Raw genomic sequence first — 26,018 nt, 5'->3', positions numbered from 1 at the left:
TATCTGAATCAAAATTTTGGAGACAAGCAATGCAGATCCGTTCGGCAGCTGAGCCTGCCGCAGCGACCGTGCCGACCGTAGAAGGCACCGGCGACTGCGCACAGGCTGCGACCCAAGTGAGCGCTCACTCGCCGGTCCCGCAAGGGAAAACCGGCAACCCCGCGACAGACGGCGTGCACACCGTTGTTGCCACCCCCACCGAGGATGTCCCGCTGGCCCCGGTCAGCCTGGACGACAAATACACCGCCACCTCCGGTGCGATCTACCTGTCCGGCATCCAGGCCCTGGTGCGCCTGCCGCTGCTGCAGCAGATCCGCGACCGCGCCGCCGGGCTCAATACCGCCGGTTTCATTTCCGGTTATCGCGGCTCGCCCCTGGGCGGGCTGGACGAAGCCCTGTGGCATGCTCAGCCGCACCTGGCCGCACACCGCGTCAAGTTCCAGCCGGGCGTGAACGAGGACATGGCCGCCACCGCCGTCTGGGGCACGCAACAGGTCAAGCTGATCGGCCCTTCCGACTATGACGGCGTCTACGCCATGTGGTACGGCAAGGGCCCCGGCGTGGACCGCTGCGGCGATGTGTTGAAGCACATGAACCACGCCGGTACCTCCGCCCATGGCGGCGTGCTGCTGGTGGCCGGCGACGACCACGGCGCCTATTCCTCGACGCTGCCGCACCAGTCCGACCACATCTTTTCGGCATCGATGATCCCGATGCTCTATCCCTGCAATGTGCAGGAATACCTGGACCTGGGCCTGCATGGCTGGGCCATGTCGCGCTATTCCGGTTGCGTGGTGGGCTTCAAGGCCCTGGCCGATACGGTCGAATCGAGCGCCTCGGTGGATGCCGATCCCTTCCGCGTGCAGATCAGGCTGCCGGGCGATTTCGTCATGCCCGAGGGCGGCCTCAATGCCCGTCTGTCGACCGACACGCTGGGCGTGCAGGCGCGCAAGCAGGAAGCGCTGATGCAGGACTACAAGATCTACGCCGCCCTGGCCTACGCCCGCGCCAACCGACTCAACCGCGTGATGATCGACAGCCCCCGTGCGCGGCTGGGCATCATCGCCTCCGGCAAGTCCTATCTGGACGTGCTGGAAGCGCTGTCCGAACTGGGCATCGACGAAACCTTCGCCGCCGAGATCGGCCTGCGCCTGTTCAAGGTCTCCATGCCCTGGCCGCTGGAGCCGGATGGTGTGCGCGAGTTCGCGCAAGGGCTGGATGAAATCCTGGTGGTGGAAGAAAAGCGCCAGATGGTCGAGTACCAGTTGAAGGAACAGCTCTACAACTGGCGCGACGATGTCCGTCCACGGGTGATCGGCAAGTTCGACGAGAAGGGCGAGTGGGTCGCGCCGCGCGGTGAATGGCTGCTGACCTCCAAGGCCGATTTCTCGGTGGCGCAGATCGCCCGCGTGATCGCGGCGCGCATTGCGCGCTTCCATACCAGCGACCTGATCAAGGCGCGCCTGGCCTTCCTTGATGCCAAGGATGCGGTGCTGTCCAAGGCGGTCAACACGCCACCGCGCCCGGCCTACTACTGCTCGGGCTGTCCGCACAATACCTCCACCCGGGTGCCGGAAGGCAGCTTCGCGCTGGCCGGCATCGGTTGCCACGTGATGGCCACGGCCATCTATCCTGAATTCAACAAGCTGACCACGCACATGGGTGGCGAGGGCGCGCCGTGGATCGGGCAGGCACCGTTCTCGAAGGTGCCGCACGTGTTCGCCAACCTGGGTGATGGCACCTACTTCCATTCCGGTTACCTGGCCATCCGCGCTGCAGTGGCGGCCCGGGTCAACATGACCTACAAGATCCTCTATAACGATGCCGTGGCCATGACCGGTGGGCAGCCGGTCGACGGTACGGTATCGGTGCCGATGATCGCGCAGCAGATGGCGGCCGAGGGCGTGCAGCGCATCGCGCTGGTGTCGGAAGACATCGGCCGCTATGCCGACCGTTCCAATTTGCCGGCCGCCGTGACCGTACACGACCGCAAGGAGATGGATGCCGTGCAGCGCGAACTGCGCGAGATCGCCGGCGTGAGCGTGATCATCTATGACCAGACCTGCGCGGCAGAGAAACGTCGGCGCCGCAAGAAGGGCGAATACCCCGATCCCAATGAACGGCTCTTCATCAATTCCGCCGTCTGCGAAGGCTGCGGTGATTGTGGCGTGCAATCCAATTGCACCTCGCTGCTGCCGCTGGAAACCGACCTGGGGCGCAAGCGCGCCATCGACCAGTCGTCCTGCAACAAGGATTACTCCTGCGTGAAGGGCTTCTGCCCCAGCTTTGTCACGGTCACCGGTGGCAAGCTCAGGAAGTCACGCACCGGCGTAACGAAGAAGGACGCGGCCGACGATTTCGGCGAGTTGCCGCAGCCGGTCCTGCCTTCCTGCGAGACGCCGTTCAACATCCTCATCAATGGCATTGGCGGTACCGGCGTGATCACCATCGGCGCCCTGATGGGCATGGCCGCGCACCTGGAAGGCAAGGGCGCCTCGGTGCTGGACATGACGGGCATGTCGCAAAAGAACGGCTCGGTCACCTCGCACGTGCGTATTGCCGCGCGGCGCGATGCCATCCGCGCCCAGCGTATCGCCACTGGCGAAGCCGATCTGGTGCTGGGGTGCGACATGCTGACGGCCGGTGCCTTCGACGCCATCTCCAAGATGCGCCCGGGCCGTACGCGTGCCGTGGTCAACCTGCACCAGCAACCGCCGGGGCAGTTCGCCCGCAACCCGGACTGGCAGTTCCCCTTCGAGGAGGTCAAGGCGCTGATCGTCGAGTCGGTCGGCCAGCAGGCCGATTTCATCGATGCCACCCGCCTGGCCACGGCGCTCATGGGCGACTCCATCGCCACCAACCTGTTCATGCTGGGCTATGCCTGGCAACGCGGCGAACTGCCGCTGAGCGAAGCCTCGCTGCTGCGCGCCATCGAACTCAATGGCGTGGCCGTGCAGGCCAACCAGACTGCCTTCCGCTGGGGCCGCCGGGCCGCAGTCGACTTGCTGAAGGTGGAGCGCATTGCCGTGCCGGCGCAGCCGGTGGTGCTGCAGATGCCGCAGTCGCTGGACCAGTTGATCAAGCGTCGCGTGGCCCTGCTCACCGACTACCAGGACGCCCGCTACGCCGGCCAGTATGCCGAGGTGGTGGAAGCCGTGCGTGCGGCCGAGGCGCCGCTGGGCAGCGAAAGACTGAGCATGGCAGTGGCCCGCAATCTGTCCCGGCTGATGGCCTACAAGGACGAGTACGAGGTGGCGCGGCTCTATACCGACGGCCAGTTCCAGAAGGAACTGGCGCAGCAGTTCGAGGGCGACTTCACGCTCAGTTTCAACCTGGCGCCGCCCATCCTGGCCCGCAAGGACGGGCAGGGGCATCTGCAGAAGGCCCGCTACGGCGGCTGGATGATGCAGGCCTTCAAGTTGCTGGCGCGCATGAAGGGCCTGCGCGGAGGCATGCTGGATGTGTTCGGCCGCACCGAGGAACGCCGGATGGAGCGCGCCCTGATCGCCGAGTATCGTGCGCTGGTGATGGGCCTGTTGCCGAAGCTGACGGCCGATAATCTGGCACTGGCCATCGAGCTGGCGCAGCTGCCGGAGCAGGTGCGTGGCTTCGGTCATGTCAAGCTCAAGGCGGTGGAAGCCATGCGGGTGCGGCAGGCCAGCCTGCTGGCCGCCTTTGCCAACGGTGGCAAGGCCGCGCTGGAGGCGGCGGCCTGAGCGTCGCAGCCGGGGGCGGCACTGTCGCGCCGGTGACAACTGCCCGGCACGATTTCCATTAAGCTAACTGCCACTGGCGGCATGCCCTGCGCCCGCACGGCCAGGAAAAACAACGAACAGGAGACAGGCATGGATTTTGAACTCAATCAGGACCAGTTGGCCTTCCAGCAAAGCGCACGCGACTTTGCGGCCGGCGAGATGGCGCCCTTTGCGGCCAAGTGGGACGAGGAAGCCCATTTCCCGCTGGACGTGATCGCCAAGGCCGGCGAACTGGGTTTCTGCGGACTCTACACACCCGAGGCCGATGGCGGCCTGGGCCTGACCCGGCTGGATGCCACCGTGGTCTTCGAGGAACTGGCGCGGGCCTGTACCTCCACCGCCGCCTATCTCACCATCCACAACATGGTCAGCTGGATGGTGGCCACCTGGGGCCAGGCTTCGCTGAAGGAGCAATGGTGCGAGCAACTGGCAGCCGGTCAGAAGATTGGCTCCTATTGCCTGACCGAGCCCGGTTCCGGGTCGGATGCGGCCTCGCTCAAGACCACCGCGCGCCGGGTCGACGACTTCTACCTCATCAATGGTTCCAAGGCCTTCATCTCGGGGGCTGGCAGCACTGACCTGCTGGTGGTGATGGCACGCACCGGCGGCCCCGGCGCACGCGGGGTGTCGGCCATCGTGGTGCCGGGTGATACCCCCGGCATCAGCTACGGCAAGAAGGAAAGCAAGATGGGCTGGAATAGCCAGCCCACCCGCACCATCAGCTTCGACAACGTCAAGGTTCCGGTGGACCACCTGCTGGGCGAGGAGGGCGAGGGTTTCGTGTTCGCCATGAAGGGGCTGGACGGTGGCCGCATCAACATCGCCACCTGCTCGGTGGGCGCGGCCCAGGGAGCACTGGATGCGGCCCATGCCTACATGAAGGAACGCAAGCAGTTCGGTCGCCCCATCGCCGATTTCCAGGCCCTGCAATTCAAGCTGGCCGACATGCAGACCGAACTGGTGGCGGCGCGCCAGATGGTGCGCCTGGCGGCCACCAAGCTGGACGCCGGTTCGCCCGAGGCCACCACCTATTGCGCCATGGCCAAGCGACTGGCGACCGACCTCGGTTTCCGCATCTGCAACGAGGCGCTGCAATTGCATGGCGGCTATGGCTATATCCGCGAATACCCGCTGGAGCGCTATTTCCGCGACGTCCGGGTACACCAGATCCTGGAAGGTACCAATGAAATCATGCGGGTCATCATTTCGCGCAAGCTGCTGGAACGCGACAACCTGGACGATATCCGCTGACCCGACACAAGGACGAGCATGCGCACCTACACCAACCTGAAACTGGACATCACCGGCCACACCGCGGTACTGACGCTGTCCAATCCGCCCGCCAACACCTGGACCCGCGAGGCCCTGGCCGACCTGACACAACTGGTCCGGGACCTCAATGCCGACCGCAACGTCTACACCCTGGTGGTCACCGGCGAGGGCGAGAAATTCTTTTCCGCCGGCGCCGACCTGAAACTCTTCGCCGATGGTGACAAGGCCATGGCGCGCGAGATGGCGCGTCGCTTCGGCGAAGCCTTCGAGACCCTGTCCGCCTTCCGTGGCGTATCGATTGCCGCCATCAACGGCTACGCCATGGGCGGCGGCCTGGAATGCGCACTGGCCTGCGATATCCGCATTGCCGAGGAACAGGCGCAGATGGCCTTGCCGGAAGCCGCAGTGGGCCTCTTGCCCTGCGCCGGTGGCACGCAGAACCTGCCCTGGCTGGTCGGTGAGGGCTGGGCCAAGCGCATGATCCTGTGCGGCGAGCGCGTCAATGCGGGGACCGCACTGCGTATTGGCCTGGTGGAAGAAGTGGTACCCAAGGGCCAGGCCCGCGAGCGCGCACTGGCGCTGGCCTTGCAGGCGGAAAAGCAGAGCCCGTCCTCGGTCGCGGCCAGCAAGCAACTGATCCAGGGGGCGCGCCACAATCCGCTGGGCAGCATCCTGCAGACCGAGCGCGAGCTCTTCGTCGATCTGTTCGATACCCAGGACCAGCGCGAGGGCGTCCAGGCCTTCCTCGAAAAGCGTAGCCCGCAATGGAAGAACGCCTGAGGTTTTCTGCACCATGACCTGCTTTTGACGCCGCAAACGCGCTCCCCGCGCGGGCGCGGCGTCGGCATTCCGGACTAGACTGAAGGCCCACAGACTTGTGCGCCAGACCTTCGACCATGACCGGATTGCTGTTCCGAGGCCTCCTCGCTTCCTTCGCCTGCTTTCTTTTCCTGGCTGCCTTTGCTACGCCCACAAGGGCTGACGACCTCGGCCAGCGCCTGGCCGCTGCCGACCAGGTGCTCATCATGCGGCACGCCCGTGCCCCCGGCATCGGCGACCCGGCGGGATTCTCGCTGGAGGATTGCAGTACGCAACGCAACCTCAACGAAGAAGGACGGGCGCAGGCACGCAGGATCGGAGCCTGGCTGCGCGAGCAGGGCGTGCGCAGCGCGGTGGTGGCGGCCAGTCCCTGGTGCCGTACCCGGGAGACGGCCAGCCTGCTGGGCTTCGGGACACCGCTGGTAGAAGACGGCCTGGCCTCGTTCTTCAATGATCAGGCTGGCCGCGCCGACAGCGCCAATGAACGTCTGCAGGCCTACCTGCGCAGCGCTCTGCCGGCCAAGCAGGGGCGGGCGCTGATCCTGGTCACGCATGACGTGAACATCGCCCGCTGGACCGGTGCCAGCGTGGCCTCCGGCGAGATGGTGCTGGTCAGGGTGGATGCCACCGGCAAGCCGGTGGCGCAGCAGGTCTATCAGCGCCCGGACTGAAGCAGCGCCGGGCAGGCCAGGGTGCCGCGTGCCTTCCGGCATTTTGTGTTAACGTGGGCGGCTTCGACTGTCAGCGAGCCCGCGCATGCCCATCGTCTACCGTACCGACGTCCGCCTCACGGTGGATCAGTTCATCGATATCCTCTCCCGTACTTCGCTGGGACCCCGCCGCCCGCTCGACGACCGTGACTGCATGCAGGCCATGGTCGAGCATGCCAACCTGATCGCCACCGCGTGGGATGGCGATCTGATCGTCGGCGTGGCGCGGGGCGTGACCGATTTCGCCTATGCCTGCTACCTGTCGGAGCTGGCCGTGGACGAGCAGTACCAGCGCCAGGGCATCGGCAAGGAATTGATCCGTCATGCCCGCAGCCTGCTGGGGCCGCGTTGCCGCCTGCGCCTGCTGGCCGCGCCCGATGCCGCCGACTACTATGGCCATATCGGATTCGCCCACAGCCCGCGCTGCTGGGAGCTCACGCCGGGTCACGAACTCACGTAATCCGCTCTACACCGCAAGCCTATCCCCCTCATCCATTCTTTCGTCTGCACCCCATGATCCAGATTCAAGCTTTCTCGCCCGACCACGCCAGTGGCGTGGTGGACGTCATCCTGCCGATCCAGCAAGAGGAGTTCGGCATCCCCATCACCCTGGAAGGCCAGCCCGACCTGAAGGACATCCCCGGCTTCTACCAGAAGGGCAAGGGCAATTTCTGGGTGGCGCTGGAGGCAGGCAAGGTGGTCGGTACTATCTCCCTGCTGGACATCGGCCATGATCAGGTGGCGCTGCGCAAGATGTTCGTGGCGGCCAGCCATCGCGGCAAGGAGCACGGCACGGCCGCCCGCTTGTTGCAGGGCGCGGTGGACTGGGCCAGGCAGCAGGGGGTGCGCCAGATCTTCCTGGGTACCACCGCCAAATTCCTGGCGGCGCATCGCTTCTATGAAAAGAACGGCTTCCGCCAGATCGAGCAGGCCGACCTGCCGCCGGCCTTCCCGGTGATGGTGGTCGATACCCGCTTCTACGCGCTGGATTGCGCGGCCTGAAGCCTTACAGGCTGCGCGGGCTGTCCACCCCGAGATAGAACCACTCGTTGCCCGGCAGGGCGCGCGGGTTGGGGAAGACGATGTAGCCGTCTTCCGGTGCGGTGACCGGGCGGCCGTCGTGGCGATGGCCGATCACTTCACCGGCACGCAGCCGGTCGAAGCTGGCCCATTCGCGGACAAAGCGATCATCCGGATGGGCCATGTCGATCACATCGACCAGGCGGATGATCTGGATGTCGTCCGCCGGCGGCTGCAGGGGGCGATCGATCATGCCGTGCAAGCTCAGGGTCTGCAGGATGGCCTGATAGGCCACCTCGGGGGCCTGGGGATCATCATGCTGGCCGCATTCCAGCGTGACGCCGTACAGGCCGTGACTGCGCGCATATTCGGTGGTGCCCACGCCGTATTGTCGGTCCAGCAGATCCGGTGACACCGCATGGCCTTGCTGGCGGCGGCGTTCCACGCCACGCACGTAGGCCGTCATCCATCCTTCCACCACCCGCTTGCAGCCCAGGTGCGCCACCATGCGCTGCTCGGCCGCCGCATGGGCGAAGGGCTCGACTGCATCCTGATTGTCCAGCGGACCCAGCATGGCGAAGGGAACGCCGCCGGTGTGGAAGGAGTGCAGGTCCAGCAGCACCTCGTGCTCATCGATCCAGGGACACAGCACATTGCAGAGCCGGTCCTCGAAGTTGGCCGGGGCCGGATGCGGGCGCAGGTTGCGGTTGAGGTTGCGTTCGCCCTGGCGCTGGTGCTTCTGGTAGGCCAGCGGATTGGTGACCGGCACCAGCGTCAGCAGGCCGCGTTGCAGACGCAGCTGGCCGCTGTCGAGTTGCTCGCGCAGGCGGGCGATGGCCTGCGTGCCGCAGGTTTCGTTGCCGTGCACGGCACCCAGCACCAGCACGCGAGGACCGGATTCGAGGGCGGCGTACTGGTGACGTTGCAGAAAGGAAGGGAAGTGGTCGGACATCATGGAAATCTTTTACGCAGGAGCGGCAACGATACCCCGCTTTCGCTCATCGTGCCAGGCGGCGGCCCGGGGGCGGCCGCCACTGGCCATCATCATCGGATCTGCTCGCGCCAGCCGGGGCTGGCGGTGGCGGCCACCGCATCGTGCGCATGCAGGCTTTCGTAGTGACTGACCCGTACCGCGCAGTTGCCGAAGGCCGCTTCCAGTGCCTGCCGCAGGCGCCGCGCCGCATCTTCCACATACATCAGGTTGGCGCCGTTGGCCAATGCAAAGGCTTGCTCATCGGCACGTCGCACGGCCGTCTGCACGGCTGTGCCCAGTGCCGCTTCGGCGGTATCGATCAGGGCCGATAGCGGCAACTCGGCGCTGTCGGGGGCGACGTTGATGCTCAGTTCGGCCTCGCTGCGCTGGCTGTGCGGCGTGGCCAGGCTGGCATGCAGCGCCAGCCAGTCCAGTGCGGCTTCGCGCGGGATGGCGGCGCTGGCGGCGAAGTGACTGGCGAAGGCATCCTGCAAGGCCTTGCGCGACAGCGCGGCTGAACAGGGGCAGGTGGAGGAATAGGCCACCCGCACCCGCAGGCTCAATTGCACCTGCGCGTCATGCAGTTCGGCGGCCAGGCTGACGGGGTAGCTCTTCCAGCCGGTCAGACCGGGTGTGACCAGCGCCGGGCGTTGCTGCAGCAGGGAAAAATCCAGGCGCAAGGCGGCCCCGCGTGAGTGGCAATCGGCGTGGCTCTCGCGCATCTGGCGCAGCAGGGCGTGGATCACCGGTGGCGTGAGTGCCGCGCGGGCGGTGAATTGCTCCAGCAGCAGATACAGGCGCGACATGTGGATGCCCTTGGCCTGCGGGTCGGGCAGATCGACCGCCACTTCGGCGCTGGCGGGGATGGGGGCGGCCCCGTCCTGCAGATGCAGGGGCAGGGCGATGCCGCTCATGCCCACCCATTCCAGCGGCAGGGCGATGGTGGCGCGCTGTTCGCGGGCGACGTCGGGCAGGGTGCTGGTGAGGCTCATGGTATCGGCTTCCTCATTCCCAGACCGGGAAAGGATCCGGCATGCGTGCCCAACCCAGCGGTCCCTGGGCCATCTCGGCGTCCGACAGCAGGCAGGCTTCCAGTTTGGCGCGCAGGGCATCCTGGTCGAGATCGATGCCGATCAGCACCAGTTCCTGGCGGGCGTCGCCGACGTTCTCATCCCATTGTTCCATGATGAAATCAATGGATTCCTGTTCCTGCGGCCATTTTTCGCGGGGCACTGCGGCCCACCATTTGCCGGCCAGTCCGTGGCGGCATACCGCCCCGGCCTGCGACCACGAGCCCGCATGGGCTGGTCGCGTGGCCAGCCAGAAGAAACCCTTGGAGCGCACCACGCCCGGCCACTCGCTATTGACCAGGGCGAAGAAGCGCTGCGGATGCATCGGTCGGCGCGCGCGCCAGGCGAAGCTGGTGATGCCGTACTGTTCGGTCTCCGGCACGTGCTCGCCGCGCAATTCCTGCAACCAGCCGGGCGCCTGGCTGGCCTGCTCGAAATCGAACAGTCCCGTGTTGAGCACGCGATCCAGCGCCACCTTGCCGAACTCGGCGCTGACGATGCGGGCACGCGGGTTGAGGCGCTGCAGGATGGCGTGCAGGCGTTCCAGGTCGGGCGTCGAGACCAGGTCCAGCTTGTTGAGCACGATCACGTCGCAGAATTCGATCTGCTCGATCAGCAGGTCGACCACGGTGCGGCTGTCTTCCTCGCCCATCGATTCGCCGCGTTCCTGCAGGCTGTCCTGGGAGCTGTAATCCTTGAGGAAATTGAAGGCATCCACCACCGTGACCATGGTGTCCAGGCGTGCCACGTCGGACAGGCAGGCGCCGTCTTCATCGGTGAAGGTAAAGGTCTCGGCCACCGGCAGTGGTTCGGAAATGCCGGTCGATTCGATCACCAGCTGGTCGAAGCGGCGCTCCCGGGCCAGCTTGCGCACTTCCATCAGCAGGTCTTCGCGCAGGGTGCAGCAGATGCAGCCATTGCTCATCTCGACCAGTTTTTCCTCGGTGCGTGAGAGATCGGCACCGCCGTCGCGCACCAGCGCCGCATCGATGTTCACCTCGGACATGTCGTTGACGATCACCGCCACGCGGCGCCCCTCGCGGTTGTTCAGGATGTGGTTGAGCAGGGTGGTCTTGCCGGCACCGAGGAAGCCGGAAAGCACCGTCACGGGAAGCCGGGTGTCGCGCGGCTGGCGTTGTGTGGTGGTCATGGGAAACGGGAAGGAGGAGGTGGAGATGCGGGTCAGGACGGGAACATGTAAATGCAACTGAGTTGCGAATATCTCACAAATGCAACAATGTTGCAAATATAGGTGCAGCCCGTCCATTTCTGTATCGGCCATTCCCACATTCTCATGCCCTGGCGAGATCGGCGGGTCGCCGGCCCGCGCCCTGTGGAGACGGGCCGCTTGTGCTAGCATGGCGCCTCGCAACAAGGAGGTTTCATCACATGTCCCAGATCTTCCCGTACAGGGGAAATGCCGTCATTCCAGAGGTCAAGAAGCTCGATAGCGGTAAATTCATGGCTTGCTTCGTGATTCACGAGGGCAAGGATGGCAGCGGCAAGCTGCGCTACCAGCGCAAGGCGCCCACCAATGAATTCGACTCCGAAGACGAGGCCATTGCCTACATCCTCGATTTCTCCGGCGACTGGATCGACCAAAACCCGATGTGAGTCCGTGCAGGCGCAATCGCGAGGTTGTCAGGTTCCTCAGGCAGCGCCGGTCACGAGCACATGAAAAAAGAGCCGCATGGTTTCCCTGCGGCTCTTTTTTCGTCTGTGAACTCTATGCACTCTGTGCGCCCTGGAGCCTCTGGATTGGATGCGACTAATCCCCCAGTGCGCCGTCGGCCTTCTGCTCGAACCATTCGCTGCCGCGCTGTACGAAGGTCTGCGTGGCCTCCAGCGCGAAGGAGCGTGCCTCGGGATGCCAGGCCAGGCGGTGCACCACGATCTCGTGCGGCTGCACCTGCAGCACATTGAAGGAATTGCTCTCGCCCCGGCCCCGGGTGGACGTGGCCGTGCCGGCCTGTACCACCAGCGCCGAATAGCCGGGGATGTGGTAGCGCCCGGCGCTGCTGACGGCCGAGCTGGTGTGCACGTGGCCGGCCAGCAGCAGGTCGGCGCCGCACAGGGCGAAGGCGCGCATGGCCGGTACTGCCTGGCCGACCAGGCCATGATGCTGCGGCCCCGGCGGCAGGTCGAAGGGATGGTGGGTGACGATGATCTTGACCAGATGGTCGCCCACCGCCGCCAGCTCGCGCCGCGCCAGCTCGATCTGGCGGTCGTTCACGCGCCCGTCCTGGATGGTCAGCGAGCGGGCGGTGTTGATACCGACTACCGCAATCTCGTCGTCCACGTACGAGGGCTGCAGGTCCTGGGTGATGTGGCGCTTGTACTTGCGCAGCGGCTGCAGCAGGCGCGCGGCGACATTGAAGAGCGGCACGTCGTGGTTGCCCGGCACCACCAGTTGCGGCTTGGGCAAGGCGTCCAGGAACTGGCGCGCCTCTTTGAACTGGCTGCTGCGGGCGCGCTGGGTGAGGTCGCCCGAGACCACCACCAGATCCGGGCGCAGTTCGTGGATCTGGGCGATCAGCGGTTCGATGATGGCCGTATCGATGCGACCGAAATGCAGGTCTGACAGATGGATGAGGGTACGCATCAGCGGTCCCCCCACAGTTTGTCTAGCATGCCGGCTTCCTTGCCGGCGTCGTCATTTGCTTCCTGTGGCACGATCACCTCCAGCGAGGCGGGGCGGATGCGATAGTGCAGCGGCGTCTGCATCAGGTTGACCTCGCCATCGGTGGCCACGCGCATGCGCTTCTTGTGAGTCTCGATGTGGATCTCGGTGGCGGTCAGCACGTCGAAGTCCTGCGCTGCCTGCAGGCGCCCGAACAGCGCGTGCAAGGCCAGCCGCAGCAGGCCCCAGCGGCCGGTGCGATGGCAGACGTACAGGCTCAGGCGGCCGTCGGTGAGGGTGGAACGCTTGCCGATGTCCAGGCCGCTCATCAGGTATTCGTTGTTGCCGATGAAGACGAAGGGCGTGCGCCGCCAGTGTTCCTGGCCATCGATGGACAGGCGTACACGCAGGAAGGGGTAACGCCGCAGCGCGCCCATGGCTGCCCACGTGAACGCCAGCCACTTGCCGCGCCCCAGGCGGGCCTGCTGTTTCTCGCGCTCGCGCACGATGTCCGGATACAGGCCCAGGCTGGAATTGTTGATGAAGGGCTGACCATTGACCTCGCCACTGTCGACCCGCAGGCGGCGCCCGGTGGCGATGTTGGCGATGGCCTCTTCCAAGACCAAGGGGATGCCGAGGTCCTTGGCGAAGTGGTTCAGGGTCCCCAGCGGCAGCACGCCCAGCGCACTGCGGCACTGGCCGTCGGCCAGCAGGGTGGATGCCACGGCATTGACGCTGCCGTCGCCGCCGCCGACGGCTACCACCGGGACCTGGTCGCGCACCGCCTGGCGCGCAGCCTGCAGCATGTCTTCGCCGCTGTGCGCCAAGTGCACCGCGGCGCGCAGGCCGTGGCGGGCGAATTCATCGGTGATATGGGCGGCCAGCGCTTCGGCGTGACCGCCACCGGCCTTGGCATTGATGGCGGCAACGACGTCAGGGTGCCCGGTTCCGGTCTTGCTGTCGGGTAAGTTCTGGAGGGATTGTTGTTCTGGCATTCGCAACGAGGGGATGTTGGAAAGTCAGTTGGAACGCGACATTGTCCAATAGTGCCGCTGTATCGTGAAAACCGCCGTGGTCCATAGCGCGAACCAGGCCGTGCCCAGCAGCATCGCCCCCAGTACATCGCTCAGGAAGTGAGCACCCAGATAGACCCGGCTGAACGCGGTCAGCCCGACCAGCAGCAGTGCCGCGGCCACCACGAACCGCTGTACGCCGGCGTGGCCCAAGCGCAAGCGCGCGCCGAGGGTCGCGAGCAGGGCCGACTGGTTCAGCAGGTAGGCTGCCAGCACGGCGTAGAGCAGGGTGGCGCCGATGGTGTGTCCGCTGGGGAAGCTGTAGCTGTGCAGCACCAGGATGGGATCCTCGAAGCTGGGCCGCATGCGCGCGAAGACATGCTTGAGCGTGTAGTTGAACAGCATGCCGCCCGGCAACACCAGCGCCAGGTCCGCCACCCAGGCCCATTGCCGCGCCCGCACCATGTGCCGCAGCAGCAGCGCGCCCATCACCAGTACACCGATGGTGCCGTGCAGGTGGGTGTAGCCCAGCACCAGCTCGGTCAGGGGCGAGAAGGCACGCTGGTTGAACCAGTCCGCCAGTTGCTGATCCAGGCGCGTGAGCGCGCCCTTGGTGGCGACTTCATAGGCGATCAGGGCAAACAGCAGTGCGGTGGAGAGCACCGCCATGAGGCCAGTGGTCAGCGGCAGGCCGAGATGGTGGTCGCGCGCCAGACGGGCGCGCAGAAAGCTTTTCAGGGGCGACGGGGAAGAGGGGGGGAGCCGGGGTGTTGTCATCCGGCCATTCTAACCTCTCGCAGGCAGCTACCGGCAGTTACCGGCAGCTCAGGCGCAGGGGTCGTTGCCCAGGGCGATGGCACGCAGGGTCGGCAGGTCGCTCAGTTCGACGTCGCGGTGGTTGACCTCGATGACGCCGGTCTTCTTGAAGTTGGTCAGCAGGCGGCTCACGCTTTCCACCGCCAGGCCCAGGTAGTTGCCGATTTCCTCGCGGGTCATGCGCAGCTGGAAACGGGTGGTCGAATAGCCACGGCTGGCGTAGCGCGAGGACAGGTTCAACAGGAAGGCCGCCATCTTCTGCTGGGCGGTCATGCTGCCCAGGGTCAGCATGACGCGCTGCTCGCGGGAAATCTCCAGACTCATCATGCGATGGAACTGGCGCAGCAGGGTCGGCATGTCGCGGAACAGGTCTTCCAGCCGCGAGAAGGGGATTTCACAGACTTCGCTGTCTTCCAGCGCCACCGCCTCGCACAGGTGGTGACCGGCGCCGATGGCATCCATGCCCAGCAGTTCGCCGGCCATCTGGAAGCCGGTGATCTGCTGGCCGCCATTGGTATTGCTCTGGAAGGTCTTGAAATGCCCCAGCCGGATGGCGTAGAGCATGTCGAACTTGTCGTTGAGGCGGTACAGGGACTCGTCGCGTTTGACCTTGCGGCGGCGATTGATGACCTGTTCCAGCCGCTGCATGTCGCCCTGGTCCAGGCCCATCGGCAGGCATAGCTGGTGCATGCTGCAGGCCGAGCAACTGGCGCGCAGGGTATGCAGCGTGAGCGGTGGCGGTGCGTGAGCGGACGTGGGGGCAGGTAGGCTGGACATAAGCGTGTGGAGATCCTCTATGTTGTGGCGGCGTCGGCTGGCCAGGGTTTGGCGTGATGATAGGTGATACGCAACATCGTGATGCGGCCACGCAGCTATTTTTTCCGTTACTTTTACCACAGTTCTCGTCTGCTGAATGCATCCGCTCGCCTGATAACAGAAACTTTCATCACTTCAATGCCCAACGTGCATTCCAGTTAAGTCGGGCCGTGCTTCCCGAGCGCTGGCAGGCTTGACCTGGACCACGGGAATACGTCGCCAGTCTCACTTGATCAGCTTCAGGACCGTGCGGAACTGCGGGTGCGCGCTCTCCCGCAGCCATTCATAGGCCACCATTTCCAGGGTCACCGGGACCGCACCGGCCTGGCGCAGGCGCTCGAAGGCGGCATCGCGGTCCAGGGCACGGCGCGAGCCGCAGGCGCCCAGCAGCGGCAGCACGCGATAGCCCCGTTGCAGCAGCGAGAGCGCGGTCTGCAGCACGCAGATATGGGCCTCGCAGCCGGCCACGACGATCTGCCGCACCGATGGGGGAATGGCCGCCGGCAGGCCCTCGGCGCAGGCGTCGAAGTGGCGCTTGGAGAGGGTCTTGTCACACAGGCGGCGGATGTCGGGGTGGTTGGGACCGAGCTTGTCGGGCATCTGCTCGGTGCCGATCACCGGCACCCCCAACAGGCCGGCGATGCTGGCCATGCGGACCATCTCGGCCAGCACGGCCTGGCCGTCATGGATGGCCGGTAGCAGCTTTTCCTGCGGGTCGACGACCAGCAGGGCGGATTCGTGGGCCTGGATCAGCATGTCGCGGGGTCTTTCAAGGATGGGTTGGCAGGAATTGAAGGTTTTGTGTCATTGACGCCAAAGCACCCTCGATCCGACAATTTTTCCATCAATCACCCTCCGGAGCAAATCCCATGCGCTTCCCCTCCGCCGCCTCTGCCGGCAGCCGCAATGCCGCCGTCCTGGCCCTGTGTCAGGGGCTCTTCACCTGCGCCATCTCGATCGACCTGACCCTGACCGCGCTGACCGGTTGGCAACTGGCGCCGGACAAGGCCCTGGCGACGCTGCCATTTGCCCTCATCACGGTGGCCGGGGCGGTGGTGACCTGGTTTGCGGCTTTCCTCATCCAGCGCCTGGGGCGGCGCTGGTCCTTCGTGCTGGGGGCGGCCAGTTGCTGCGTGGGCGGGCTGATCTCGGTGTGGTCGGTATTCCACGGCCAGTTCTGGACCTTCTGCGCCGGTACCGCCCTGGTCGGGGTGTTCCAGGCCTTTGCCCAGTATTACCGCCTGGCGGCGGCCGATGCCGTCAGTGAAGCGACCAAGAGCCGCGCCATCTCCACCGTGCTGGCCGGTGGCGTGATCGCAGCGCTGGTCGGTCCGGCGCTGGCGGCCTGGAGCAAGGACTGGTTCCCCACCGCGCTCTTTGCCGGCGCCTATCTGGTGGTCGCAGCCATGGGCCTGCTGTCGGTGCTGGTGCTGATCCTGTTCTATCGCGACCAGGCCGATCACCTTGCTGCCGCAGCGGCCACGGGCGTGGAACTGGCGCCGGCACGGCCCTTGTCGGCCATTGCCCGCACCCCGGTGTTCATGGCCTCGGTGGCCAACAACGTGGCCGGGTCGATGGTGATGATGTTCATCATGACTGCCGCACCGCTGGCGGCGGTGGCCTGTCACCATGGCATCGACGATGGTGCCGCCATCATCCAGTGGCATCTGGTGGGCATGTATGCGCCGTCCTTCTTCGCCGGGCGCCTGATCCAGCGCTTCGGGCTGGGCAGCGTGCTGCTGGCCGGGCTGGCCATGAACCTGGGTTGTGCGCTCATCGCCATGCTCTCGACCACCTTGCCAGCCTTCTATGTGGCCTTGCTGCTGCTGGGCGTGGGCTGGAACTTCATGTTCGTGGGCGGCACCACCTTGCTGGCCCAGTCCTACACCCCGTCCGAACGGGCCAAGACCCAGGGCCTGGCCGAGCTGATGCGCTACGCCGCCACCGCCCTGGCCACTCTCGGTGCCGGGCCGTTGCTGGCGCGCTTTGGGTGGGAAACCCTCAATGCCGCCATCCTGCCGGTGCTGCTGGTCTCGGCGCTGGTCACCGGGCGCTGGATGCTGGCCCAGCGTGCCGGGCGGGCGACGCTGGCGGCCGGGCTGCGCTAAGATCGCACGGACCTTCACTTCTGATCTTTACTAAGCGACTACAGGGTTTGCATGGAATCCAAGCACGCACCGCGCCAGGTTGTCATCCTGGCCTATGAAGGCATGAACCTGCTCGACCTGTCCGGCCCGCTGCAGGTGCTGGCGACCACCAATCGTCTGCAGGGGCGGGAGGTGTATCGGCTGCATGTGGCTTCGGCGCAGGGCGGCGCCATCGTCACCAGTGCCGGACTGCCGGTGATGACGCAGTCGCTGGCGGCGCTGGATGGACTGCTGGACGGGCAAGAGCTGCATACGCTGATCTCGCCCGGCGGCAGCCTGGGCGAGCCCTTCCGTCTGGACCTGGCACTGGTGGCATGGATACGCCGGATGGCGCCGCTTGCACAGCGCGTCTGCTCGGTCTGCACCGGCGCCTTCCACCTGGCCGAGGCCGGCGTGCTGGATGGCCTGCGGGTGACCACGCACTGGGATTCGGCCGAACAGCTGCAGCGCCGCTATCCGGCGCTGGAGGTCGATGGCGACCCGATCTACATCCGCCAGGGCCGTATCTGGACGTCCGCTGGCGTCACCGCCGGCATCGACCTGGCACTGGCACTGGTGGAGCAGGACCTGGGCCATGCCTGCGCCATCGCCACGGCACGTCAGCTGGTGGTGTTCGTCAAGCGTCCGGGCGGGCAGTCGCAGTTCAGCGCCCCGCTGGCCTCGCAAGCCACCGGGGCAGGGCGCTTTGCCGAGCTGCATGCCTGGATCGCCGCGCATCTGGAAGCCGACCTGCGGGTGGAAAACCTGGCGCGCCAGGCCAATATGAGCCCGCGCACCTTTGCCCGGCTATATGTGGCTGAAACCGGACGCACGCCGGCCCGTACGGTCGAACTGATGCGGCTGGAAGCGGCGCGCCGTGCGCTGGAGGAGACCCGCCTGCCGCTCAAGCGCATTGCCAGCCAGGCCGGCTACGGGGAAGAGCAGAACCTGCGGCGGGTATTCCTGCGCCAGCTCGGGGTCAGTCCGGGGCAGTACCGCGAGCGTTTCGCTACCGTCGCCCACCTCGGCGCCTAGGGCGCGGGGGCGTCGGCCGGCAGCGGCTCCAGCGACTTCAGTGCGGCCAGGGAATCCAGCCACCATGACAGCGCCGGTCCGGCCGGGTGGTCGGGCTTGTAGACGCACTGGATCGGCAGCTCCTCGCCCTGGGGCGAGTGGTGGACGGTGCTGATGCTGATCAGCCGTCCCGCTGCCAGGTCATCCTTGACCACATGCAGGGGCATGTTGCCCCAGCCCATGCCGGCACGCAGCAAGGCGTGCTTGGTCCCCAGGTCGCTCATGCGCCAGGTCAGGCGCGAGTGCACCGAAAAATCCTGCCGCGCGGTGAGCTCGCTGCGGTCGCTAAGCACCAGCTGGGTTTGCTGTTGCAGCATCTTTTCCGTCACCCGTCCCTTGACCTGGGCTAGCGGATGGCTAGGCGCCACCACCGCCACCAGCTGCACGCTGGGCAAGGTAATGCGCAGCAGGTTGGGTGGCGTGGTCGGCAGCGTGCCCAGGATGCCCAGCATGGAGCGGCCATCGATGACCCGCTCGGCCACCGCCCCCAGCGCTTCCACCTCCAGCCTCACCGTCACGGCCGGGAAGGCGTCGCGAAAGCGTCGCAGCAGGTCCACCAGGCAGTCGGTGGGGAAGAACACGTCCACCGCCAGCGACATCTCCAGCTCCTGCCCACGGGCATAGGAATTGGCCCGCACCTGCAACGAATCCACGTGGTCCAGCACCTGGCGCGCGTCGGCCAGCAGCGCCATTCCCGGGCGGGTCAGCTGCGGCCGATAGCCGCTGCGGTCGAACAGCAGCACTCCCAGCTGATCTTCCAGGGTGGCGATGGCATAGCTCACCGCCGATTGCGCCCGCGCCAGCTTGCGCGCGGCTGCCAGGAAACTGCCACTGTCGGCAACCTGGACAAATACCCGTAACTGGTCCAGCGAGAGGCGTTCGATGTTCATGGCATTCCCTAGAAAGCAGAGCAAAAGAGAGCAAAACGCCAACTATATCTAAAAAATTGATGATGATTATAAAAAGATAATCAGTTTTTTCGAGAAGCGAACTTGCCTATTCTGTCGTCACTGGCTGCAGCGAAACGCCGAGAGCGAACAGCACAAAGCCGGGCCTAGTCGGCAGTAGCAAGACGCACGCATTGAAGTCATGTAAAAAAATGTAGCAAGGCAACACGGCATCACAACTCAAACAACCGTAGTTCACCCATACCCAATATCAGAGAGGCTTACCATGATTACCAACTACACCACCTTCCGTATCGGCCGCGTCCTGCTGGCGTCGCTGTTCGTCATCTCCGGGATCTTCAAGATCGTCGGTTTCGCCGGTACCGTCGGCTACTTCACCAGCCTGGGCCTGCCGGTCCCGACCCTGGCCGTGCTGGTCACCATCCTGGTCGAAGTCGGCGGCGGTCTGCTGCTCATGAGTGGTCGCGGCGTGCGTCCGGTGTCGCTGGTGATTGCACTCTTCACCGTCGGCGCCACCCTGTCGGCCCACCATTTCTGGACCATGGAAGGCGCCGCTGCCCAGGGTCAGATGATTCACTTCCTGAAGAACGTGGCCCTGATCGGTGCCTTGCTGCTGGTGTCCTCCATCGATACCCAGGCCCAGCCGGAAGAAGCGCACTGATCCGCTGATCCTTACCAGTAACCGTCCTGTCAATGCAGTCCCGGCCCACGCCCAAGAGGTGCGGGCTGATTCAGATTCAAGGAGATCGACCATGACTACCCCCTACACCCGCCAGATCGAACGCCTGGTCAACGGCATCCCCACCCAGGATGGCGCCGGCGTCAGCCTCACCCGCGTGCTGACCCATGACCTGCAACGCCGCCTGGACCCGTTCCTGATGCTGGATGCCTTCCACTCCGACGAACCCAGCGACTACCTGGCCGGTTTCCCCGACCATCCGCATCGCGGCTTCGAGACCGTGACCTATATGCTGGCTGGCCGCATGCGCCACCGCGACAATGCCGGTAACGAAGGGCTGCTGGAACCGGGTGGCATGCAATGGATGACTGCCGGTCGCGGCCTGGTGCATTCCGAGTTGCCGGAGCAGGAAAACGGCCTCATGAGCGGTTTCCAGCTGTGGGTCAACCTGGCGGGCAAGGACAAGATGACCGATCCTGGCTATCAGGACATCCCCTCGGCCGGTATTCCCGAGACCTTCCCGCAACCGGGGGTGAAGGTGCGCGTGCTGGCCGGTACTGCCTTCGGTACCGATGGCGCCATCCGCCGCGAGACCACCGAGCCGCTGTACCTGGATCTGGACCTGGAAGCCGGCGTGAGCCTGGAACTGCCGATCCCGGCCACCCACAATGCTTTCCTCTACGTCTACCAGGGCAAGCTGGCCGTGGGTGGCGAGGGCGCCGAGACCCGTGCGGCCGACGCCGGTCGCATGGCCGTGCTGACCAATCCGGTGGGCGCCGCCGGGGTGACGGTGCGGGCCGAGCAGGGGAGCCGCTTCCTGCTGATCGCCGGCAAGCCTCTGAACGAGCCGATCGCCCAATGGGGGCCGTTCGTGATGAATACCCGCGAGCAGGTCGAAGCCGCCATCGATGATTTCCGCGCCGGCCGTTTTTGAGCACATCTGCGCTGAAACAGACTGCACTTCATCGCCAGTCATCTGAATGAAAAAACGGGCGTCCGGGACGCCCGCACCACAACAGGAGAGCACCATGAGCAACATCCTTCACAAGATCCAGGGCCTGACCCGCGACATCGGCTTCCCCGTGCGCCGTCTGCTGCCCGCTGCCGCTGCCCGTACCGTCGGCCCCTTCGTCTTCTTCGATCACATGGGTCCGGTGGAATTCGACGCCGGCACCACCGAAGGCGATGTCCGTCCCCACCCGCATATCGGGCTGGCCACCGTCACCTACCTGTTCTCCGGTGCGATGATGCACCGCGACAGCCTGGGCGTGGTCCAGCGCATCACCCCGGGCGCGGTCAACTGGATGGCCTCGGGTCGCGGCATCGTGCACTCCGAGCGTATTCCCGACGACATCCGCGAGCAGAAGGTGCCGGTGCACGGTCTGCAGATGTGGGTGGCCCTGCCGGCCGACCAGGAAGAGGACGCACCGAGCTTCCATCACTACGCATCGGAAGATATGCCGCAGACCCAGGTGGGGGGTGCCAGCCTGCATGTGCTGGCCGGTTCGGCCTTCGGCGTGAGCTCGCCGGTGAAGACCGCCAGCCCGACCCTATACGTGGCCGGCAGCACCACCGAGGGTGCCGAGCTGGAGATCGGCGCCGAGGTGCAGGAGCGCGCCGTCTATGTGGTCCGTGGTGATGTGACGCTGGATGGCGAAAGCATGCCGGCCGGCACCCTGGCCATTCTGCAACCGGGCGCCACGGTCGCCCTCAAGGCGGTCGGCGAGGCGGTCTTCATGATCCTGGGTGGCGCGCCGCTGGATGGCCCGCGCTTCGTCTGGTGGAATTTCGTCGCCACCTCGCGGGACAAGATCGAAGCCGCCAAGCTGGCCTGGAATGGCCGCGACAAGCAGGTGTTCCCGGATATCCCGGGTGAAACCGAGTGGATTCCGCTGCCAGCCCATTGAGCCGGATCCCGGATCCCGGATTCCGGATCCCCGATCCACGGCGCTGAAAAGAAAACCGCCAGTCGTGTGCATTGCATGCATCACGACTGGCGGTTTTTTTTACTGGCGGCCGCCGGTGGAGCAGGCCTCAGAGCAGTCCGATGATGCGGCCCATCTCGGTGATGTAGGGGCTGTCCTTGAGGACCTGGTTTTCCAGGCTGTCGGCGGCGCGACGCAGGGATTGCCAGGTGTCGCCGACCTGGCCGGCATGGGGTTGCGGGGCGCTCAGATGTTGCCGCAGGCGGGCGATGTCTTCGCGCAGCTGGTCGGCTTCGGTGCTGCCGGCGGGCAGTTTCTGCAGCTCCGCCTCGAACTGGCCGACCATGTCCAGCAGGCGCTGGTGATCGAAACCCGGGGTTTGCATTTGCTCGCTCATGGATTCTCCTTCGGTGATTGACCGGCTCCATCATAGGCGCATTGCAGCGGGGCCGGCGAAAAAAGCCGCCGGGGTTTGCCCGACGTCAAGTTGTCCTGTTTGGTTGTCGGTGGCGGAGGGAAGTTCCGGTTCCGGCGAGGCCACGGCGTCATGCTTTGCTACACTGGCGGCTGTTTTTGCGCGCGGCGCGTCCGGCGCCGCCATTGCCTATCCTGATTCATGACTTCACAAGACGATTTCCCGCCGCAGCTCACCTGGCAGTCCGGCGCTCTCCAACATCAGCTGCGCTGGCACTCCGAGGCCGGTAATCCGCCGCCCCGGCGGGTCCAGGAGGCGGACGACCAGATCGCTGCCGATACCGCCTACAAGCTGGCCTGCGAAGGGACCGGCCTGCTTTGGCGGGGCGACTTCCAGAATGCACGGCAACTGCTGCAGGCGCTGGGCCGGCGCGTGGACAAGGCACGCGAGCGCGCACTGGCCAAGAGCCGCAGCAAGCCAGCCAGCGGCGAGAGCCCGGCCCAGGCCTTCCACCAGCATCGGCAGATGCAGGCGCAACGCGCGCGTATCCTCGGCATGCTGCTCATTCCCGTGGAGCCCGGCTTCGTGGTGCCGCTGCGGCGTGCACCGGAGGTGCAGGCGGCCTGCAGCGAGGCCTACGATGCGGCGCTGGCCAGCGAGTCCTTCGCCGTCTCGCTGCGCGAACTGCAGGGTTTGATCGGCGCTCATGAATGGCGCAAGAAGGGTGTCGAGATTGCCGCACTGGGTGGGCGCATCCATCCCTACTACGGCGTGTTTTCGCCGGTGCGGGGCGAGTATGTGGACCTGGTGGCGCAGGCGCCACTGCCATCCACCGAACTAGCCTTCGACATTGGCGTGGGTAGCGGCGTGCTCTCGGCGGTGCTGGCAAAGCGGGGCGTGCGCAAGATCGTCGCGACCGACATGGATCCGCGCGCCCTGGCCTGTGCCGATGAGAACCTGCGTGGCCTGGGCCTGCGCCAGCAGGTGGAGCTACAGCAGACCGACCTGTTCCCGGCCGGACGGGCGCCACTGGTGGTGTGCAATCCACCGTGGCTGCCGGCACGACCCAGCTCGGCCATCGAACATGCCGTCTATGACCCCGACAGCCGCATGCTGCTGGGCTTCCTCAATGGACTGGCGGCGCACCTGAGTGCCCATGGCGAGGGCTGGCTGATCCTCTCCGATTTCGCCGAGCATCTCGGCCTGCGCGCACCGGGCATGCTGGCGGAAGCCATAGCGCAGGCGGGCCTGGAGGTGATCGCACGGCACGACATCAAGCCGCGCCACGGCAAGGCCGTCGACCGTGACGATCCGCTGTTCGCCGCCCGCAGCAAGGAAACCACCACCCTGTGGCGCCTGCGCGCCCGGGCCTAGTCCATCCTGATCCATTGAATGGCCACCCTGGGAGAGCCCTGATCATGACAATTCCACGCATCCTGGTCTGCCTCTTGTGCGCAGCGGCCCTGCCTGCCCTGGCGCAGGTCACCACGCGCGACCTGGGTGGTCACTATGGCCCACACCAGCAGGCGGTGCCGATCCCGGTGCCGGTTCCCGTGCCGGATACCTTGAACGGCAATGGCGCGCTGGCCGAGCCCATCACCACCTCCGGCAACAGCTGCACCTGCCAGGTGGCGCCTACCAGCGGTGGCGCCTGCATGATCTTCCTGCGCACCAATGCGGCCGACTGGATCGCCAGTCATGCCGCCCAGACACCGCTGCGTTCCTCGGCCAGCGGCCGTTACTACGATGCGCCGTTCGCGCTGGCCGCCAGTGCCTGCGCCGGGCGCAAGGTGGCGCCGGCGGGCGTGAAGGTGCACTGGCTGGACCGCCGCAACGCCATCATCGAATGGAAATAGCCAGGCCCTAGGCCGGCGCCTGCCAGGCCGGGAACTGCAGCAGGACCGCAAAATGGCCGTCCGGCAGATAGGCGAACTGCATCTCGCCGCCGTGCGCGCGCATCACTTCCTCGACGATGGACAGGCCCAGGCTGGCACCCATGCGATCCCCCGCACGCGGCGCAAAGGGCTTGCGCAGGCGCTCCCAATCGCCGGCCGGAATGCCCGGCCCGTCGTCGATGAAGCGCAACTGATGGTGTTGACCATCGCTATCCATCCGCACATGCAGCAGGCCCGGCGCGCCGTATTGCAGGGCATTGTCTAGGATGTTCTTGACGGCCTCGCCCAACGCGATGGCGTCACCCAGGATCAGGCAGGGCAGGGGCGGAACATCCAGCGCCAGGTCGTGTGGTGTGCGCGCCCGGTTGGAGAGCACCTCGGTCATCTGTGAGCGCACCAGTGCGGCCAGGTCGATGGGTTCCTGCAGGCGGCTGTCGTTGCGATGCTGCACCATGGCATGGTTGATCAGCTGGTTCACCAGCGCGCCCAGGCTGCGCGTGCGTTCACGCAGCAGGCTCAGGTGGCGCTGGCGTTTTTCTTCGTTGCTCTCGCTGGCCAGCAGTTCCATCTGCGCCACCAGTGCCGTCACGGGCGTGCGCAACTGGTGCGCGGCGTCGCCGATCACGCGGCGCATGGTGGCGCGGTGTACCGCCAGCCGCTGCATGAAGGCATTGATGGCCGAAACCAGCGCATGGGTTTCGGCCGGCACTGTCAGGGCCAGGGGCGAGAGGTCATTCAGGTCGCGTTCGCGGATGGCCGCCTCGATGCGCTTCAACGGCGCCAGTGCCTGATACAGCGTGAACATGGCGGCTATCAGCGTCAGTACGCTCATCACCACGATCACCAGCAGCGCCTTGCTGCCCAGGCTGTGGGCGAAGGACATGCGGGCATTGTTGGTCTGCGCCAGCACGATGACGGCCCAGGGATGCGGGCTGTCGACCGGCATGCGGCGGCCGATGATGGCCATGCGCACCGGCGTGCCCAGGTATTGACCATCGCGCAGCAGCGGACCCTGTTCCAGTTCATTCCAGGGAATCTCGGGGCGGAATTCGGCATCGCCGGCAATCACCCGGCCACGCGGATCGAAGACGGCATAGATGGCGTGATCACCGGTACCCAGCATCGACAGCGCCGCCAGCGGCACATCGACACTGACCTCGCCATGGTCGTACCAGGTGTTTTCGGCGATCTGCAGGGCGCTGCCGGCGAGGATGCGGTCATAGGCTTCCTTGGCGGCCAGCTGGGTGGAAATCCAGATCGCGATCAACAGCACCGCGGCGCTGGCCAGCAGCACCGCGCCCACGCGCACCGCCAGCCGGGTATAGAGCGAGCGCCCGGCCACCACATCCTGAGTGCGGCCCTGCATCAGCGCAGGGCCTCGGCCGGGGCCTGCAGCACCAGCTGGTAGCCCAGGCCGCGCAGGGTACGGATCTCGAAGGCGGCGCCGGCCAGCTTCTTGCGCAGACGCGCCACGTATTGCTCCACCGTGTTGGCGTTGGGAGTGTCATCGACGGTGAAGAGCCGATCCATCAATTCATCCTTGTTGAAGATGCGACCCGGACGGGCGGCGATGATTTCCAGCAGGGTCACCTCGCGCCGCGTCAGGTCGATGGGCTGGCCGTCCAGCGTGGCGCTGCGGCTCTTGCGGTCGATGCACAGGTTGGCGCAGTGCAGCAGGTTGGTGGATTCGCCGCCGCTACGGCGCAGCAGGACGCGGATGCGGGCCTCCAGTTCGCGGAAATCGAAGGGCTTGACCAGGTAGTCATCCGCGCCCAGGTCCAGGGCGCGCACCCGTTCCTCGATCTCGCCGCAGGCGGTCAGCATCAGCACCGGGGTGTGCTGCCCGCGCGTGCGCAATTGCTCCAGCAGGGCGAAGCCGTCCAGTTGCGGCAGCATCACGTCCAGGATCAGGAGGTCGAAGGCCTCGCCCAGGCGGCGGCTGGCGGCCAGTCCCTGGCTCTCCCATTCCACGGTATGGCCGATGCGGGTGAGGTGGGAGACGATGGCCTCGGCCACGTCGGCGGTGTCTTCGACCAGCAGGATGCGCATGGGGATCTCCAGTGTGATGGCGTTGCCGCAGCTGTGGGCGCTGCTTGGGCGTGTTGCAGGGCG

Annotated in this window: 26 protein-coding genes; 14 read left to right on the top strand and 12 right to left on the bottom strand. The window is 65.8% G+C overall.

Going from position 1 to position 26,018, the window contains the following annotated elements; translation table 11 throughout:
• The first annotated feature begins 173 nt into the window (after positions 1–173).
• From HFRIS_RS13290 to HFRIS_RS13265, 6 genes are all read left to right on the top strand, one after another.
• Complete coding sequence (locus HFRIS_RS13290; protein ID WP_039875685.1) at positions 174–3,716, top strand: indolepyruvate ferredoxin oxidoreductase family protein; 3,543 nt, start codon at positions 174–176, stop codon at positions 3,714–3,716.
• 129 nt (positions 3,717–3,845) lie between these two features.
• Positions 3,846–5,006, top strand: a complete 1,161-nt coding sequence (locus HFRIS_RS13285; protein ID WP_006463888.1) for an acyl-CoA dehydrogenase family protein — start codon at positions 3,846–3,848, stop codon at positions 5,004–5,006.
• An 18-nt stretch (positions 5,007–5,024) separates the two neighbouring features.
• Positions 5,025–5,807, top strand: coding sequence for an enoyl-CoA hydratase (locus HFRIS_RS13280; RefSeq protein WP_006463887.1), 783 nt, complete (start codon positions 5,025–5,027; stop codon positions 5,805–5,807).
• A 116-nt stretch (positions 5,808–5,923) separates the two neighbouring features.
• A complete protein-coding gene (locus HFRIS_RS13275; RefSeq protein ID WP_006463886.1) occupies positions 5,924–6,517 on the top strand; it encodes a histidine phosphatase family protein in 594 nt (197 codons plus the stop codon).
• A gap of 85 nt (positions 6,518–6,602) precedes the next feature.
• Positions 6,603–7,016 (top strand): GNAT family N-acetyltransferase, encoded by a 414-nt coding sequence (locus HFRIS_RS13270; protein WP_006463885.1) that lies wholly within the window; start codon positions 6,603–6,605, stop codon positions 7,014–7,016.
• A 53-nt stretch (positions 7,017–7,069) separates the two neighbouring features.
• Complete coding sequence (locus tag HFRIS_RS13265; RefSeq protein WP_006463884.1) at positions 7,070–7,558, top strand: GNAT family N-acetyltransferase; 489 nt, start codon at positions 7,070–7,072, stop codon at positions 7,556–7,558.
• 4 nt (positions 7,559–7,562) lie between these two features.
• Here HFRIS_RS13265 and HFRIS_RS13260 read toward each other — a convergent pair whose 3' ends face one another.
• The 3 genes from HFRIS_RS13260 to zigA form a co-directional block, all read right to left on the bottom strand.
• Positions 7,563–8,528: a M14 family metallopeptidase gene (locus HFRIS_RS13260; protein WP_006463883.1), complete on the bottom strand. Its 966-nt coding sequence runs from the start codon at positions 8,526–8,528 to the stop codon at positions 7,563–7,565.
• 92 nt (positions 8,529–8,620) lie between these two features.
• A complete protein-coding gene (gene folE2 / locus HFRIS_RS13255) occupies positions 8,621–9,541 on the bottom strand; it encodes a GTP cyclohydrolase FolE2 (protein WP_006463882.1) in 921 nt (306 codons plus the stop codon).
• Positions 9,542–9,554: 13 nt separating this feature from the next.
• Complete coding sequence (zigA, locus tag HFRIS_RS13250) at positions 9,555–10,769, bottom strand: zinc metallochaperone GTPase ZigA (RefSeq protein ID WP_006463881.1); 1,215 nt, start codon at positions 10,767–10,769, stop codon at positions 9,555–9,557.
• A 239-nt stretch (positions 10,770–11,008) separates the two neighbouring features.
• Between zigA and HFRIS_RS13245 the strand changes: the two genes are divergently transcribed.
• Positions 11,009–11,233, top strand: a complete 225-nt coding sequence (locus HFRIS_RS13245) for a hypothetical protein (protein ID WP_006463880.1) — start codon at positions 11,009–11,011, stop codon at positions 11,231–11,233.
• Between the two features lie 154 nt (positions 11,234–11,387).
• On the opposite strand, the gene HFRIS_RS13240 is transcribed toward HFRIS_RS13245, so the two are convergent.
• The 5 genes from HFRIS_RS13240 to HFRIS_RS13220 all read right to left on the bottom strand — a co-directional run bounded on the left by HFRIS_RS13240 (position 11,388) and on the right by HFRIS_RS13220 (position 15,640).
• Complete coding sequence (locus HFRIS_RS13240; protein WP_039875652.1) at positions 11,388–12,221, bottom strand: metallophosphoesterase family protein; 834 nt, start codon at positions 12,219–12,221, stop codon at positions 11,388–11,390.
• On the bottom strand, positions 12,221–13,234 hold the full coding sequence (locus HFRIS_RS13235; protein ID WP_006463878.1) for a diacylglycerol/lipid kinase family protein: 1,014 nt from the start codon (positions 13,232–13,234) through the stop codon (positions 12,221–12,223). The genes HFRIS_RS13240 and HFRIS_RS13235 overlap by 1 nt, the downstream gene beginning before the upstream one ends.
• Positions 13,235–13,258: 24 nt before the next feature.
• The gene (locus HFRIS_RS13230; RefSeq protein WP_039875650.1) at positions 13,259–14,029 is read right to left on the bottom strand and encodes a phosphatase PAP2 family protein; all 771 of its coding nucleotides are present in this window, start codon (positions 14,027–14,029) and stop codon (positions 13,259–13,261) included.
• 48 nt (positions 14,030–14,077) lie between these two features.
• The gene (gene fnr, locus HFRIS_RS13225) at positions 14,078–14,845 is read right to left on the bottom strand and encodes a fumarate/nitrate reduction transcriptional regulator Fnr (RefSeq protein WP_039875648.1); all 768 of its coding nucleotides are present in this window, start codon (positions 14,843–14,845) and stop codon (positions 14,078–14,080) included.
• A gap of 264 nt (positions 14,846–15,109) precedes the next feature.
• On the bottom strand, positions 15,110–15,640 hold the full coding sequence (locus tag HFRIS_RS13220; protein ID WP_006463875.1) for an isochorismatase family protein: 531 nt from the start codon (positions 15,638–15,640) through the stop codon (positions 15,110–15,112).
• Positions 15,641–15,753: 113 nt separating this feature from the next.
• Here HFRIS_RS13220 and HFRIS_RS13215 point away from each other — a divergent pair, with 113 nt between their 5' ends.
• Positions 15,754–16,992, top strand: a complete 1,239-nt coding sequence (locus HFRIS_RS13215; protein WP_006463874.1) for an MFS transporter — start codon at positions 15,754–15,756, stop codon at positions 16,990–16,992.
• Between the two features lie 51 nt (positions 16,993–17,043).
• Positions 17,044–18,045 carry a GlxA family transcriptional regulator gene (locus HFRIS_RS13210; RefSeq protein WP_006463873.1) on the top strand — a complete coding sequence of 334 codons (1,002 nt, stop codon included), beginning with the start codon at positions 17,044–17,046 and terminating at the stop codon, positions 18,043–18,045.
• Here HFRIS_RS13210 and HFRIS_RS13205 read toward each other — a convergent pair.
• The gene (locus HFRIS_RS13205) at positions 18,042–18,974 is read right to left on the bottom strand and encodes a LysR family transcriptional regulator (RefSeq protein ID WP_006463872.1); all 933 of its coding nucleotides are present in this window, start codon (positions 18,972–18,974) and stop codon (positions 18,042–18,044) included. The two genes, HFRIS_RS13210 and HFRIS_RS13205, sit on opposite strands and share 4 nt — an antisense overlap.
• A 283-nt stretch (positions 18,975–19,257) precedes the next feature.
• On the opposite strand from HFRIS_RS13205, the gene HFRIS_RS13200 reads away from it, so the two are divergent.
• From HFRIS_RS13200 to HFRIS_RS13190, 3 genes are all read left to right on the top strand, one after another.
• Entirely contained in the window at positions 19,258–19,653 is a 396-nt protein-coding gene (locus tag HFRIS_RS13200; protein ID WP_006463871.1) for a DoxX family protein, read from the top strand.
• 91 nt (positions 19,654–19,744) lie between these two features.
• The gene (locus tag HFRIS_RS13195) at positions 19,745–20,605 is read left to right on the top strand and encodes a pirin family protein (protein ID WP_006463870.1); all 861 of its coding nucleotides are present in this window, start codon (positions 19,745–19,747) and stop codon (positions 20,603–20,605) included.
• Between the two features lie 94 nt (positions 20,606–20,699).
• Positions 20,700–21,578, top strand: a complete 879-nt coding sequence (locus tag HFRIS_RS13190) for a pirin family protein (RefSeq protein ID WP_006463869.1) — start codon at positions 20,700–20,702, stop codon at positions 21,576–21,578.
• A gap of 127 nt (positions 21,579–21,705) precedes the next feature.
• On the opposite strand, the gene HFRIS_RS13185 is transcribed toward HFRIS_RS13190, so the two are convergent.
• On the bottom strand, positions 21,706–21,993 hold the full coding sequence (locus HFRIS_RS13185) for a hypothetical protein (protein ID WP_006463868.1): 288 nt from the start codon (positions 21,991–21,993) through the stop codon (positions 21,706–21,708).
• 219 nt (positions 21,994–22,212) lie between these two features.
• On the opposite strand from HFRIS_RS13185, the gene HFRIS_RS13180 reads away from it, so the two are divergent.
• Together HFRIS_RS13180 and HFRIS_RS13175 are read left to right on the top strand one after the other, a co-directional pair.
• Positions 22,213–23,385, top strand: coding sequence for a 50S ribosomal protein L11 methyltransferase (locus HFRIS_RS13180; protein WP_006463867.1), 1,173 nt, complete (start codon positions 22,213–22,215; stop codon positions 23,383–23,385).
• Between the two features lie 44 nt (positions 23,386–23,429).
• Entirely contained in the window at positions 23,430–23,867 is a 438-nt protein-coding gene (locus HFRIS_RS13175) for a hypothetical protein (protein WP_006463866.1), read from the top strand.
• A 7-nt stretch (positions 23,868–23,874) separates the two neighbouring features.
• On the opposite strand, the gene HFRIS_RS13170 is transcribed toward HFRIS_RS13175, so the two are convergent.
• Both HFRIS_RS13170 and HFRIS_RS13165 read right to left on the bottom strand, forming a co-directional pair.
• The gene (locus HFRIS_RS13170; RefSeq protein WP_006463865.1) at positions 23,875–25,272 is read right to left on the bottom strand and encodes a sensor histidine kinase; all 1,398 of its coding nucleotides are present in this window, start codon (positions 25,270–25,272) and stop codon (positions 23,875–23,877) included.
• The gene (locus HFRIS_RS13165; RefSeq protein ID WP_006463864.1) at positions 25,272–25,955 is read right to left on the bottom strand and encodes a response regulator transcription factor; all 684 of its coding nucleotides are present in this window, start codon (positions 25,953–25,955) and stop codon (positions 25,272–25,274) included. Before HFRIS_RS13165 ends, HFRIS_RS13170 begins: the two co-directional genes overlap by 1 nt.
• Positions 25,956–26,018: the final 63 nt, after the last annotated feature.

The sequence above is a fragment of the Herbaspirillum frisingense GSF30 genome, assembly GCF_000300975.2.
GTDB lineage: Bacteria > Pseudomonadota > Gammaproteobacteria > Burkholderiales > Burkholderiaceae_D > Herbaspirillum > Herbaspirillum frisingense.
This window is presented reverse-complemented; position numbering and strand designations above follow the sequence as displayed.